This window comes from Streptomyces albiaxialis (genome assembly GCF_039530985.1).
Classification (GTDB): Bacteria; Actinomycetota; Actinomycetes; order Streptomycetales; family Streptomycetaceae; genus Streptomyces; species Streptomyces albiaxialis.
In genome coordinates, this window is record NZ_BAAAPE010000013.1 from 1,009,853 (window position 1) to 1,023,331 (window position 13,479).

Genomic DNA, 13,479 nt, shown 5'->3' on the forward strand with positions numbered 1-13,479 from the left:
AGAGGAGCCCCGTTGTCCCGACGCCACGAGCAGATCGCCGACGATCTGCGCCGCGCGATCTCCGAGGGGCGCCACCCCGTGGGGTCGTCGCTCCCCTCCGAGGCCGAACTCGCCGCCGCGCACGGCGCGTCCCGCGGCACCGTCCGGCAGGCCATCGCCGCGCTCCAGGCCGAGGGGCTGATCGGCTCCCGCCAGGGCGCCCGCCGCGTCGTGCTCTCCGCCACGCCCAGCCAGAGCTTCACCGAGCTGCGCAGCTTCGCCCAGTGGGCCCGCGCGGGCGGCCGTACGGCGGGCGGACAGGTCGTCACCTCGTCCTGGGACACGGCACACGGCGACGAGGCCGCCCTCCTCCAGATCGAGCCCGGCGCCCGCGTCCTGCGCGTGCTGCGCGTCCGTACGCTCGACGGGACGCCCGTCCTCCTCGAACGCACCGCGTACGCCGAGTGGATCGCACCCGCCGTGCGCGAACTCCCCGACGACTGCGAGTCGGTCACCCAGGCCCTCTACGACAGCCGCGGCCTGGTCTTCGCCAACGGCGAGCACCACATCGACGCGGTCGCCGCCGGTACGGCCGACGCCGAGCACCTCAGGCTGCGCCGCGGCGCCCCGCTGCTGCGCGTGCGCCGCACCACGACCACCGCCGAGGGACGGCCCGTCGAGACCTCCGACGACCGCTACAGCCCCGGCTCCGTCGTCTTCACGGTCCGCAACTCCACGCAGACCAACCCCCTCACCCGCACCAGCCCCGAATGAGCGAGCCCTCCTTGCCCACCCTCCCCCTCCCGGCTGCCCTCCTGTGCGACATGGACGGCACGCTGGTGGACACCGAACGCGACTGGCTGGCGACGGTCGCGCAGATCCTGCCCCCCGGCACCGACACCACCCCGTTCGCGGGCCTCCCGATCCCCACGGCCGCGCGGCGGCTCGCGGCGCTGCTCCCGTCCCTCACGCCGGAGGACGCCTGGAACCGCCTCGACACGGCCTTCACCGCGCGCGTACGGGCGGGCGTCACGGTCCAGCCCGGCGCCCTCCGCCTGCTGGACCGGGCCCGCGCGCTCGGCGTCCCCGTGGCACTTGTCACAGCCTCCGAGCGCGCGGTCGCGGACGAGGTCCTGCGCACCCTGGGCCCGCACCGCTTCGCCCACTCGGTCGCCTCGGGCGAGACCCCCGAGGGCAAGCCTCACCCGGCCCCCTATCTCGCCGCCGCCCGGGCCCTGGGCGTCGCACCGGACGCCTGCCTGGCGGTGGAGGACACCCCGACGGGCGTCTCGGCGGCGCGCGCTGCGGGCTGCCGGGTCCTGGCGGTCCCCACGGTCCCCGGCATCGAGCCCGGCCCGGCGGTCACCCTGGCGGTCACCCTGGCGGACTCGCTGGAGGACGTGGCCTTCGGGGCCTGAGAGCGGCCGCGGACGCAGACGGACACAGACGCGGACGCAGACGCGACGAGGGGCGTACCGGAAAGGATCCGGTACGCCCCTCGTCATGTGGGCCCTTCAGAGCGTGAGGGGGCTCACTTGCCCTTGGCGGCTTCCTTCAGCTTCGAGCCCGCCGAAACCTTGACGCTGTACCCGGCCGGGATCTGGATCGGGTCACCGGTCTGCGGGTTCCGCGCGGTGCGAGCGGCACGGTGGGTGCGCTCGAAGGTGAGGAAGCCGGGGATGGTGACCTTCTCGTCGCCCTTGGCGACGACCTCGCCGACGGTCTCGGCGAAGGCCGCGAGGATCGCGTCGGCGTCCTTACGGGTCACCTCGGCGCGCTCGGACAGAGCGGCCACCAGCTCACTGCGGTTCATATTCGTACTCCCGTGTTTTTCTTGCCGATGAGGCGTGCCACGCGGCGGAGCCGCATATCGGGCACAGCGAAGCCGATGCTGCCAGGGCCCTGTGACAGTCCCCGGACCCGGGTCCGCCTCTGACCCTTGCGCCCCTTGGGGTGTCCCCCTGGACGGAGTCCACGAGGGAGCATCCTGCCCCTACCTGCGGCGGGAAAGCCAATCCGGCGCCTTCGCTGTGGTGACATCCCCTGCCTTTGTCTGCCGCAACATTACGGGCGCCGTCCGGGCAACCTTCCACCCGACGCGCCGTACCCGCGTGCGCGAGCACGGCGCAAAGCACTCACTGAGCGCCAAAAACGGATGAATGCCCGATCAGCGTGCCGCCTTCGCGGCGTCCCGGGCGGTGTCGCGGGCCGCGTCGCGGACGGCTCCGGCGACGGCGCCCGAGACCTTCTCGTTGAAGACGCTCGGCACGATGTAGTTCGCGTTCAGCTCGTCCTCCTGCACCACGTCGGCCAGCGCCTTCGCGGCAGCGATCATCATCGCGTCGTCGACCGTGCGCGACTGCGCGTCCAGCAGGCCGCGGAAGACACCGGGGAAGACCAGCACGTTGTTGATCTGGTTCGGGAAGTCGGAACGGCCCGTGGCGACCACGGACGCCGTCTCGCGCGCCGCGGCCGGGTCCACCTCGGGGTCCGGATTGGCGAGCGCGAACACGATCGCGCCGTCGGCCATCTTCGCGACGTCGCTGCCGTCCAGCACGTTCGGCGCGGAGACGCCGATGAAGACGTCGGCGCCGACGACCGCGTCCTTGAGGGTGCCGGTGCGGCCCTCGGGGTTGGTGTTGTCCGCGACCCAGCGCATCGGCGAGCCCTCCTCGGCGTTCGCGAGGTCCTCGCGGCCCGAGTGGACGACGCCGTGGATGTCGGCGACGACCGCGTGCTGGACGCCCGCCTCCAGGAGGAGCTTCAGGATGGCCGTACCGGCCGCGCCCGCGCCGGACATGACGACGCGGATGTCCTCGATCCGCTTGTTCACGACCCGCAGCGCGTTGTAGAGCGCGGAGAGCACGACGATGGCCGTGCCGTGCTGGTCGTCGTGGAAGACGGGGATGTCGACGGCCTCGCGCAGCCGGGCCTCGATCTCGAAGCAGCGGGGTGCGGAGATGTCCTCCAGGTTGATGCCCGCGAAGCCGGGGGCGATGGCCTTGACGATCTCCACGATCGCGTCGGTGTCCTGCGTGTCGAGGCAGAGCGGCCAGGCGTCGATCCCGGCGAAGCGCTTGAAGAGCGCCGCCTTGCCCTCCATGACGGGCAGCGCGGCCTGCGGGCCGATGTTGCCGAGGCCGAGGACGGCGGAGCCGTCGGTCACGACGGCAACGCTGTTGCGCTTGATGGTGAGGCGGCGCGCGTCCTCCGGGTTCTCCGCGATCTGCGTGCAGACGCGGGCCACGCCCGGCGTGTAGATCATCGAAAGGTCGTCGCGATTGCGAATGGGATGCTTCGACGACATCTCGATCTTGCCGCCGAGGTGCATCAGGAACGTACGGTCCGAGACCTTGCCGAGCGCGACGCCCTCGATGGCGCTGAGCTTGGAGACGATCTCGTCGGCGTGGTCCGTCGAGCTGGCGGCGATCGTCACGTCGATACGGAGCCGCTCGTGGCCGGACGCGGTCACGTCGAGGCCGGTCACGGAGCCGCCCGAGGATTCCACGACCGTGGTGATCTGACTGACCGCTGTACCGCCCGCCGGGACCTCGAGGCGGACCGTCATCGAGTAGGAGACGCTTGGCGCCATTGCCGACTTCCCTCTGCTTTCCCTTGTCACGTTGTGCACGTACCCCACCCCTCCGGGACCGGGCACGTCAACCGATCGTCCCACCTACCCCTCGGTACGCGGTAACGAGCCCCTCGGCCACTCCTTCGCGCGAAAACCCCCATCAATACACCGGAAGCGGGCTGAATCCTGCCTAAGATCCCCCCCGCATACCGCCACGCACACGCGGCGATTCGGGAAATCTAGGAGATCAGGTACATGGCTCAGGGCACGGTCAAGTGGTTCAACGCGGAGAAGGGATACGGCTTCATCGCCCAGGAGGGCGGCGGTCCCGACGTCTTCGTGCACTACAGCTCGATCGACAGTGACGGCTACCGCAGCTTGGAGGACGCCCAGCGCGTCGAGTTCGAGATCGCCCAGGGGCGCAAGGGCCCGCAGGCGGAACAGGTGCGCGTCGTCAAGGCCGGCTGAGGGCCGGACGACGAAGAGGTAAGTGACACCGACCCGCCAGCTCGCCTCGCGGCAAGTGGTCGCTCGTAGCGACAATGGTTGGGCCCGGGGGCATGGATCGGGCCGGTGCCACGTACAAGGCTAACAAAGAGACTCACGGGACGATTCCCGTACCGGCGACGGATTTTGATCCGTTCCGGAACCGCCCGGATCACTCTCTGAGCAGGTCCGGGACCCCCGCTCCGTCCGGCAGGTCCTGCGCCGCCGACAGCACCGTCAGCCGCTGGGTGGCCCGGGTCAGCGCGACGTACAGCACGCGCAGCCCCGCCGGGGACTCGTCCGCGATCTGGGCGGGCGAGACGACCAGCGTCGCGTCGTACTCCAGGCCCTTGGCCTCCAGGCTGCCGAGCGCGACGACGCGCTCGCCCAGGCCCGCCAGCCAGCGCGCGGCCTCCTCGCGGCGGCCCATCGCGACCACGACCCCGACCGTGCCCTCGACCTCCGCCAGCAGCCGGTCCGCCTCCGCCCGTACGGCCGCGCCCAGCTCGCCGTCCGCGACGGCGAACCGCGGCGCGATGCCCGTCGAACGCACCGCGCGCGGCGGCTCCACGCCCGGCATCGCCAGCCGCAGCACCCGGTCGGCCAGCTCGGCCAGCTCGGCCGGGTTGCGGTAGTTGACGGTCAGCTCGAAGCGGCGGCGGGGACGCTTGCCCAGCGCCTCGTCACGGGCCTCGGCGGCCTCGTCCGGATCGGACCAGGACGACTGCGCCGGGTCACCGACGATCGTCCACGTCGCGTGCCGCCCGCGCCGCCCGACCATCCGCCACTGCATCGGCGTGAGGTCCTGCGCCTCGTCGACGATCACGTGCGCGTACTCGGTGCGCTCCTCCGCCAGCCGCTCGGTCCTCTCGCGGCGTGAGGGCTCGCGGTCGGCGTACGTCGTCAGCTCGTCCAGGCCCGTGAGCTGGTCCAGCGGGTCGGCCTCGCGCTTCCTGGGGCGGGCCGGGGCGCCGAGCAGCCCCCGCAGCTCGTCCAGGAGCGCCACGTCGTGCACGGAGAGCGGGCCGTCGCCCCCGTCGTCCAGCCGCCGCAGGGAACGGGCCAGCTCGCGCACCTCGCCGGGCCGCAGCACGCGCCGCGACCAGCGCGCCAGCCGGCCCTCGTCGGCCATCGCCCCGAGCACCTGGCGCGGCGTCAGCTCGGGCCACCAGGCGTCCAGGAAGGCCAGGAAGTCGTCCTCGGCCGACAGGTCCTCGTCGAAGCCCTGCCTGGCCTCCGCCGCCAGCTCCGGGTCGTCCGGATAGCGGCGGGCGCCGCCGGAGCGCTCCCAGAGCGCGTCGAGCAGCAGCTTGCGGGCGCGCGGGCGCATCAGGTTCACGGGCGCGGTGCCCGCGAGGACCTGCTGGCGGACCTTGCGCAGCTCGTCGGCGCCCAGCTCCACGCGCGCCCCGAAGGCCACCACGCGCAGCCGCTCCGGAACGGGCCCGCGCAGCCCCAGGTCCAGCGCCCCGCGCGCCGCCTTGCGCAGCACCTTCTGCATCCGCGCCGAGCCCTTGACCCGGGCGACCGCCTGGGTGTCGTACGTGTCGGCCACCGCGCCCCTGGTGCCCGGGGCGTCCTCGGCCAGCGAGCCCAGCGCGCGGATCGCGACCTGCCCCTCCTCGCCGAGCGAGGGCAGCACGCCCTCGGTGTACGAGACGAGCAGCGGGGTCGGGCTGACGATCAGGATGCCGCCCGCGTACCGCCGCCGGTCCTGGTAGAGCAGATACGCGGCACGGTGCAGCGCCACCGCCGTCTTGCCGGTGCCGGGGCCGCCCTCGACCTCCGTCACGGAGGCCGCGGGCGCCCTGATCACCTCGTCCTGCTCGGCCTGGATCGAGGAAACGATGTCCCTCATGGCGTGGCCGCGGGCGCGCCCCAGCGCGGCCATCAGCGCGCCGTCGCCGACGACCGGCAGCTCGCCGCCCTCCAGCGCCTCGACCCTCAGTTCGGGGCGCAGCAGATCGTCCTCGACGCCCAGGACCCGGCGGCCCTTACTGCGGATGACGCGGCGGCGCACGACGCGCCCGGGCGCGACCGGCGTCGCCCGGTAGAACGGCGCGGCTGCGGGCGCGCGCCAGTCGATCACCAGCGGCGCGTAGTCGGCGTCGAGCACGCCGAGGCGGCCGATGTGCAGGATCTCGGCGATCCCGGCCGTGCCGTCGTCCCGCACGGCGCCGTCGGCGGGCTCGACGGACGTGTACGCGCCGTCCGGGCCGCGCTTGCCGTCCTTGCCCTCCAGCAGGTCGATACGGCCGAAGAGGAAGTCCTCGAACTCGCTGTTCAGGCGATTGAGGTGGACGCCGGCCCGGAAGACCTGCGCGTCCCGCTCGGCGAGCGCGCCGGGGGTGCCGACCTGGCCGCGTTTCGAGGCGTCGTCCATCAGGAACTCCGCCTCGTGGATCTTCTCCTCCAGGCGCCGGTAGACCTGGTCGAGGTGCGACTGCTCCGCGCGGATCTCCCGCGCCCGCAGGCCGTCGCCCTCCGCGTCTGTGTTCTCCGCGTTCTCCGCGAGCAATGCGGCGTTCCCCTTCTCATGGCCGTAGAGCAGCCGTCCACCCTACCGCCGCCGCGGGGAATGCCCTCAGACCTCGACCGTGGCCAGGCGCTCGCCGGAGAGGGTGCGGACCTCGAAGCGGGCGATGTCGTCGCGGGAGAAGGCGGCGCCCCCGTGCGCGTAGAGGGGCGCGGCGGCACTGCTCACGCCGTACCCCGCCGCGGGCACGGACCAGGTGGTGACCGTCTGGCGCTCGCCGTCGCGGCCGACGGCGACCAGCTCGCACTCCTTCGGCCCCGTCACGTTGCCGAGCTTGAGGGCGACGTGTGTGCCCCACGCCTTCTTCTCCAGGGAGACCGTGGCGCGGGCGTGCGTCGCCGGGTCGACGGCGCTGATCTTCTCGCCGTGCTCGTACATCTGGCGGGCGGCGCTGACCGGCCGGTCGTGGGCTTCGTCGCCGGTTCCGCCGGTGACCGCGACGGCGGCCAGCGGGCCGCCGACGATCAGCGCGAAGACGGCCGCGACGAGCCAGAGCCGCCGCGTACGGCGCGTACGCCGCTCCGCCGCCGTCTCCTCCAGCAGCCGGTCCAGCAGCCCGGCGGAGGGCTCGGGCGACGGTCCCTCGACCGCGTGCTCGGCGAGCAGCGGCGGGAGCGCTGTCAGGTCCTCCAGCTCGGCGGCGCACCGGTCGCACTCGGCGAGATGCGCCTCGAACCTCTCCGCGTCGGCGGCATCGAGGACCCCGAGCGCGTAGGCGCCGACATCGGTGTGCGCGGCGGCGGGCCGGTCGGGCGTGCTCATGACGTCACCCCCCTCTCCTCCAGCGAGAGCCTCAGCGAACGCAGTGCGTAGTACACGCGGGAACGGACCGTCCCCGGTGGTATACGCAGCACCTCCGCCGCCTCGTTCACCGTCCGGCCCTTGAAGTACGTCTCGATCAGCGCCTCGCGGTGGGGTGCCGTCAGATCCGCCAGCGCCTCGGAGATCGTCATCATGCGCAGCGCCCTGTCGATCTCGTCCGCCGCCGGCAGCGCCTCCAGCGGCGCGGGGTCCACCTCGCGCGGGCGCGCCTGACGGCTGCGGTGGCCGTCGATGACGATACGGCGCGCGACCGTCACGAGCCACGGCCGCACCGAACCGGTCGCCCGCTGCAACTGGTCGGCGTTGCGCCACGCCCGTAGCAGCGTCTCCTGCACGACGTCCTCGGCACGGTGCCGGTCGCCCGCGACCAGGCGCAGGACGAAGGCGAGGAGGGGCCCCGCGTGCTCGTCGTACAGCGCCCTCATGAGGGCGTCGTCCGGCGAGGTCCTGTCGGCGGCCACGACGGCATCGTTGCGCACGGTGCACCTCCGGTCGAGGGGCGCGGACGGCGGGCGTTTCCGTATTTCCCCTGCGCGATACGGACGCGTGCGCCCCCGCGTTCAACGGAGGCGAAGTGAGACAGCGCTCATTTCCGCGCTGAACGCCGGGTGGGTGCCGGGCCGTAACCCCTCGCACAGGCATTCGCCGACAGGCATTCGCCGACAGGTTTTCGCCAACAGGGGGAGAGATCATGAAGAACCGGACGCGTACGAAATCGCTCGTGCTCTCAGCGACGGCCGTGGCAGCGGCGGCGGGCATCGGAGCGGCGGTGCTGCCGACGGGCGACGGGGGCGGGGGGTCCCCTGAGCCGCGTACGGCCAAGGGGCATGCGGCACACGGCGGCTCGCCCGGTACGCACGGCACGCTCGGCGCGCTGAGCGGCGGCGACGTCAGCGGGCGGGGCGCGACCTTCTTCGCGGGGAGTCTCAACGGCGCGAACGAGGTGCCCACGCCCGGCGGTCCCGCCGTCGGCGACAAGGACGGCACGGCGCTCGCGCTGATGCGGCTCAAGGGCGACAAGGTCTCGTTCGCCTTCAGCTTCCGCGGCATCGCGGCGCCCACGGCGGCCCACGTCCACCAGGGCGTCAAGGGGAAGAACGGCGACATCAGGATCCCGTTCTTCGCGAAGAAGACCACCGACGGGAGGACCACCGTCACCGGCAAGGTCAGGGTCGAGGACAGGAAGCTCCTGGACGCGCTGCGCGCCGACCCGAACGGCTTCTACTTCAACCTGCACACCGGCGAATTCCCCGGCGGCGCCGTGCGCGGCCAGGTCCACAAGCTGTCCACGCGGGCCGACATGAACCGCATGCTGAGCAGCTCCCGGTCCGCCGTCGTCCGCGGCGCGCAGATCTACAAGTGCGTGAAGCAGGAGAACGGCACCTTCGCCTTCACGCAGGACAACGTGCGGGCGCGGCTGGAGGGCGGCATCTCCCACTTCTTCGCCAAGCCGGGCCCGGCCGGGCCGCCCGCCTGGGTCGCGCCCGACCGCTCGGCGGTGACCGGCAAGGCCCTGACGAAGATCCCGAACGGCGAGGGCAACATCCCCGAACTCGACCTGGCGGCCACCCAGGCGGGCAAGCGCGGCGGCAAGCTCTCCCGTACGGCCGAGATCCTCCGCCTCAACACCCGGGGCGGCGTGGCCCCCGCCGGGACGTGCGACCCGGAGAAGAAGCTCCGGACCGCCGTCCCGTACCGCGCGGACTACGTGTTCATCAACCGCTGACCGCGAGCGGCCCTATTTCGTGGGGAACAGGCGTGGCCGTCTCTTGGCGGCCACGTCCTCCGCCCAGCCGAACGCGGCGATGAGCAGCGCCAGCAGCGGCCAGACCAGGATGAACATGATCGTCGCGTCGCCCTTTTCGAGCACCTTCGACCAGGTGGGCGAGTCGCCGATCGCGTCGATGTTCCAGAGCCGGTCGATGAGCGGGACGGTCGCCATCAGCGCGATCTCGTGCCACAGGTAGATCGTCACGGCGCGGGCGTTGGCGAGGGTGATCACCTTGTCGAAGCGCCCGAGGGCCCCGGGCAGCTTCTCCCAGCTCGGGCTGAAGTGCAGGAGCAGCAGGCAGAAGCCGAAGGACCACAGGGCCTGGCCGAGCGGGATGTCGTTCAGGTCCCAGCCGTCCGGGCCCAGATGCCCGTGCGCCCACCACGCCCCGAGGCCCATCACGAACGGGGCCAGCGACGGGACGACGTACCCCGGAAGCCGCTTCAGCAGCCCCTCGCGGTGCGCGAAGCCCAGCACCCAGCACGAGCCGTAGACGGCGAAGTCCTTCACGGCCTCGCCGGTCTCGCCGGGGATGGTGAAGACTTTCGTGTCGATGAGCGCGGTGAGCACCAGCGGTGCGAAGAGCGTCAGCCACGGGACCCGGCGGAACGCCCACAGCAGCGCCGGCGAGAGCAGCACGAACCAGAGGTACGCGCGCAGGTACCAGAGCGGGCCCGCGGCCTGGAGCGCCCAGGTGTCCTCCAGCAGGCCGCCCTTCGAGCCGATCTCCCACGGGAACGGCGGCGCGCCGACCGGCACCAGCCACCGCACGACGTCGAGCCCGGGCCGCCAGCCCTGCACGACCATCACGGACAGCGCGAACGCGCCGAACACCCACAGCGGCGGCAGCAGCCGCCGCACCCTGCTCTTGATCACCTTGAGCGCGGGCCGGTTCAGCGAGCGCGCCATGAGCGAGCCCGCGAGCGCGAACATCACGCCCATGGACGGGAAGACGAGCGTCAGCCAGGCCCAGCCGAACGTGTGGTACACGACGACACGGAGCAGCGCGAGTGCACGCAGCAGGTCGAGGTACCGGTCGCGGCCGGAGACCTGCCGCTGCCGCTGCTCGGGGGGCGGCTCGCGGCGGGCGCGCGGGACGCCGCCGTTCGCCTGGATGTCGAGGTCGAGCGTCGAGGTGTTGGTGACGGGAGGATGCTGGGCGTACGGCTGCGTGACCTGCGGTTGCGAGGCCTGCTGCTGGGATTGCGGAGCCTGTTGCTGCGGGGCGGGCTTCTTCGTCCAGGGGTCCTGGCGGCCGCCCCGCTGCTGTGCGTGCCTGCTCACAGGGCGCCCGCCCGCTCACCGGGCGCGGAGGGCTGCGTGGGCGCGGAACCGACGGCTCCCGTTCTGCGGAGCTTCTGCCAGCGCAGCCGGCCGCCCGTGAGTGCTGTGATCCACGACTGGAGCAGCACCACGTACATCAACTGCCGGTACAGCACCTGCTGGAGCGGGAGCGAGATGAGCGGCGTCATCTTCTCCTTGTCCAGCCGGAACGCGTACGCCGCGCACACGGCCTGGATGCCCAGGACGGCGACCCACGCGGCCAGCGTCTTGCCGGTCGGCCCGAACACCAGCCCGTAGATGAGGAAGATGTCGATCAGCGGCGCCAGCAGCGGCGCGAAGACCATGAACAGCGAGACGAACGGCAGTCCGACCCGGCCGAACCGCCCCGACGGGCCGCTCTCGATGAGCGCCCTGCGGTGCTTCCAGATGGCCTGCATCGTCCCGTACGACCAGCGGTAGCGCTGCGACCAGAGCTGCTGGACGCTCTCGGGGGCCTCGGTCCAGGCGCGGGCGTTCTCCGCGTAGACGACCTTCCAGCCGCCGCGGTGCAGCGCCATCGTGACGTCGGTGTCCTCGGCGAGCGTGTCGTCGCTCATGCCGCCCGCCCGCCACAGCGCGGTGCGCCGGAAGGCGCCGACCGCGCCGGGGATGGTGGGCATGCAGCCGAGCAGGTCGTACATGCGGCGGTCGAGGTTGAAGCCCATGACGTACTCGATGTGCTGCCACGCGCCGATCAGCGAGTTGCGGTTGCCGACCTTGGCGTTGCCCGCGACGGCGCCGACGTACGGGTCGGCGAACGGCTGGACCAGCTCCCGCACCGTGGACGGCTCGAAGACGGTGTCGCCGTCCATCATCACGATCAGCTCGTACGAGGCGTGGCGCACGCCGTTGTTGAGCGCGGCGGGCTTGCCCGAGTTGAGCTGCCGCACGACGCGCACGCCGGGCAGCCGCAGCGACTCCACGATGTCGGCGGTGCCGTCGGTCGAGCCGTCGTCGATGACGATGACCTCGACCGGGTGATCGCTGGCGACCAGGGATCTGACGGTGTTCTCGATGCACTCGCGCTCGTTGTACGCGGGCACGAGCACGCTCACCGGTTCGGTGATCGGGATCCGGCCCCACTGGAAGGTCCGCTTCCGGACCTTGCGGGCGTGGAGCGCCGAGAGCAGCAGCATCAGCCCGAAGCGCGCGAAGACGAGGGTGCCGATGACCGCGAGGGCCACGACGAGGAAGCCCATCGCCTTCTCGGACAGGCTCACCGCGAAGACCCAGGCCTTGCCCTTCCACTGCTCGAAGCCGCCGACCGGGGTGTGGGCGCTGGGCGCCTTGAGGGCCTCGGTCAGGTTGTGGAACTTGTAACCCTTGTCGGCCATGTCCGGCAGGAACCGGTCGAGCGCCGCCACGGTCTGCGAACGGTCGCCGCCGGAGTCGTGCATGAGCACGACGGCGCCCTTGTCGTCCTTGGGCGTCGCGCGCCGGATGATCTCGTCGACGCCGGGCTTCTTCCAGTCCTCGCTGTCGGTGTCGATGAACGCGGTGATGTAGCCCCGCTTGCCGATGTACTGGGTGACGGGCCACGACTTGTTGTCGAGCGCGTCCGCCTTCGAGGAGTACGGCGGACGGAACAGCGACGTCCGTACGCCCGCCGCGCCCTCCAGCGCGAGCTGGTTCTGCGCCAGCTCCCAGTCGATGCGGTTCTTGGACTGGAAGGAGAGGTCCGGGTGGTTGAACGTGTGCAGGCCGACCTCGTGGCCCTCGTCCACCATCCGCTTGACCAGGTCCGGATAGCGCGAGGCCATGGTGCCGGTGACGAAGAAGACGCCGTGGGCCTTGTGTTCCTTGAGCTTGTCGAGGACCTTCGGCGTCCACTCCGGGTCGGGGCCGTCGTCGAACGTCAGCACCATCGTCTTGTCGGGCATCCGATGGCTGATCGACTTCTCGCCGCGCGCGTCGAGCACGGGGCCGCCCTTGAGGATCTTCTCGGGCACCTGGTCGACCGGGGCCGGCGGCCGGACCCGGTGGTCGGCGAGGAACTCGCTGTGCACGTAACCGCGCAGCAGCAGCATCGCCACGACGGCGACGAGCAGCAGCGTCGGCAGCAGATAGCGCAGCGGAAGCCGCGTACGCCGGGTGCGTGAGCTACGCGGGGTGCGCGAGGTACGTCCGGTGCGCTTCGGACGGTTGTTCTGTGGCGTACCGCCCGTACGACGCACGGGGGTACCCCGCCCACCGCGCTGTGCGTGCTGGGCGTGTTGGGCGCGTGCCATCAGCCTGCTGCTCCCCCTGCTAGACCGCCTGCTTGACCGGGCTTGTCGGGATCATCCGGCGAGGGGTCCGGGTCACCCGTGTCCGGCGGGTCCGGCTTGTCGGGGTCGCCGGTCTCCGTGTCGGTCGGGTCGGGCTTGCCGGTCGGCTTGCCGCCCGTACCGCCGTTGCCGCCGTTCCCGCCGCCGCTCGCGGTCGGCTTGGGCGACGTCGGCTTGACCGTGGGCTTGCCCGGATTCGTGGTCGGTGCGGTCGTGGTGGGGGTGTCGGCCGGTGCCGTGGGCGATGCCTCGGCGGGCGTGGTGGGGGTGGGGTCGTCGACGACCTCGGGCGACGGATCGACGGTCTTCGACGGCGAGGGGTCGACCTCGACCTTGTCCGACGCCTTCTTGTCCGGGCCGGGTATGAGCACGTCGGGCGCGCCCGCGTCCCCGCCGGCGAGGCTGATGCCCAGCACGACGGCGTACGCGAGGCTGGCGACCCCCAGCACCCAGCCCAGCTTGCGCAGCAGGCGACGGCGTCCCCCGCTGCTGTCGACGAACACCGGCTCCTCGACTGGTCCGTCGTCGGGTGCACCGGTGATGGCGGTCGGCAATTTGACCGTCATGTCGTGTTCGTTAGGTATGTGGCCCTTCGGGCCATGATCTCTACGCATCGCTCTGCGCGCCCCCCTCGTCTAGAACGCGCCCCCTCCTGCCGAACGGGCAATCTAGCGCATCAATCCACGCAAAGAGTCACAGCCCTGGTTCCCGTACTCGCGCT

General features: G+C 71.9%; 12 protein-coding genes. 4 read left to right on the plus strand and 8 right to left on the minus strand.

Annotated elements, in window-relative coordinates:
- The first annotated feature begins 12 nt into the window (after positions 1-12).
- Both ABD343_RS28190 and ABD343_RS28195 read left to right on the plus strand, forming a co-directional pair.
- Positions 13-753, plus strand: a complete 741-nt coding sequence (locus ABD343_RS28190) for a GntR family transcriptional regulator (protein ID WP_344532141.1) — start codon at positions 13-15, stop codon at positions 751-753.
- Complete coding sequence (locus tag ABD343_RS28195; RefSeq protein WP_344532142.1) at positions 750-1,397, plus strand: HAD family hydrolase; 648 nt, start codon at positions 750-752, stop codon at positions 1,395-1,397. Before ABD343_RS28190 ends, ABD343_RS28195 begins: the two co-directional genes overlap by 4 nt.
- 113 nt (positions 1,398-1,510) lie before the next feature.
- On the opposite strand, the gene ABD343_RS28200 is transcribed toward ABD343_RS28195, so the two are convergent.
- Positions 1,511-1,792 (minus strand): HU family DNA-binding protein, encoded by a 282-nt coding sequence (locus tag ABD343_RS28200; RefSeq protein ID WP_326690048.1) that lies wholly within the window; start codon positions 1,790-1,792, stop codon positions 1,511-1,513.
- A 354-nt stretch (positions 1,793-2,146) separates the two neighbouring features.
- Positions 2,147-3,571: an NAD-dependent malic enzyme gene (locus ABD343_RS28205; protein ID WP_344532143.1), complete on the minus strand. Its 1,425-nt coding sequence runs from the start codon at positions 3,569-3,571 to the stop codon at positions 2,147-2,149.
- Positions 3,572-3,808: 237 nt separating this feature from the next.
- On the opposite strand from ABD343_RS28205, the gene ABD343_RS28210 reads away from it, so the two are divergent.
- Positions 3,809-4,021: a cold-shock protein gene (locus ABD343_RS28210; protein ID WP_344532144.1), complete on the plus strand. Its 213-nt coding sequence runs from the start codon at positions 3,809-3,811 to the stop codon at positions 4,019-4,021.
- Between the two features lie 190 nt (positions 4,022-4,211).
- On the opposite strand, the gene ABD343_RS28215 is transcribed toward ABD343_RS28210, so the two are convergent.
- The 3 genes from ABD343_RS28215 to ABD343_RS28225 all read right to left on the minus strand — a co-directional run bounded on the left by ABD343_RS28215 (position 4,212) and on the right by ABD343_RS28225 (position 7,822).
- On the minus strand, positions 4,212-6,557 hold the full coding sequence (locus ABD343_RS28215) for a HelD family protein (protein WP_344532145.1): 2,346 nt from the start codon (positions 6,555-6,557) through the stop codon (positions 4,212-4,214).
- Positions 6,558-6,623: 66 nt separating this feature from the next.
- On the minus strand, positions 6,624-7,337 hold the full coding sequence (locus ABD343_RS28220) for an anti-sigma factor family protein (RefSeq protein ID WP_344532146.1): 714 nt from the start codon (positions 7,335-7,337) through the stop codon (positions 6,624-6,626).
- Positions 7,334-7,822, minus strand: a complete 489-nt coding sequence (locus ABD343_RS28225) for a sigma-70 family RNA polymerase sigma factor (protein ID WP_425578301.1) — start codon at positions 7,820-7,822, stop codon at positions 7,334-7,336. Before ABD343_RS28225 ends, ABD343_RS28220 begins: the two co-directional genes overlap by 4 nt.
- Before the next feature lie 266 nt (positions 7,823-8,088).
- On the opposite strand from ABD343_RS28225, the gene ABD343_RS28230 reads away from it, so the two are divergent.
- A complete protein-coding gene (locus tag ABD343_RS28230; RefSeq protein ID WP_344532148.1) occupies positions 8,089-9,123 on the plus strand; it encodes a CHRD domain-containing protein in 1,035 nt (344 codons plus the stop codon).
- A 12-nt stretch (positions 9,124-9,135) separates the two neighbouring features.
- On the opposite strand, the gene ABD343_RS28235 is transcribed toward ABD343_RS28230, so the two are convergent.
- The 3 genes from ABD343_RS28235 to ABD343_RS28245 are packed head-to-tail and all read right to left on the minus strand — an operon-like array spanning position 9,136 to position 13,324.
- Entirely contained in the window at positions 9,136-10,452 is a 1,317-nt protein-coding gene (locus tag ABD343_RS28235; RefSeq protein ID WP_344532149.1) for an acyltransferase family protein, read from the minus strand.
- Complete coding sequence (locus tag ABD343_RS28240) at positions 10,449-12,719, minus strand: bifunctional polysaccharide deacetylase/glycosyltransferase family 2 protein (RefSeq protein ID WP_344532150.1); 2,271 nt, start codon at positions 12,717-12,719, stop codon at positions 10,449-10,451. Before ABD343_RS28240 ends, ABD343_RS28235 begins: the two co-directional genes overlap by 4 nt.
- Entirely contained in the window at positions 12,719-13,324 is a 606-nt protein-coding gene (locus ABD343_RS28245; protein WP_344532151.1) for a hypothetical protein, read from the minus strand. Before ABD343_RS28245 ends, ABD343_RS28240 begins: the two co-directional genes overlap by 1 nt.
- Positions 13,325-13,479: the final 155 nt, after the last annotated feature.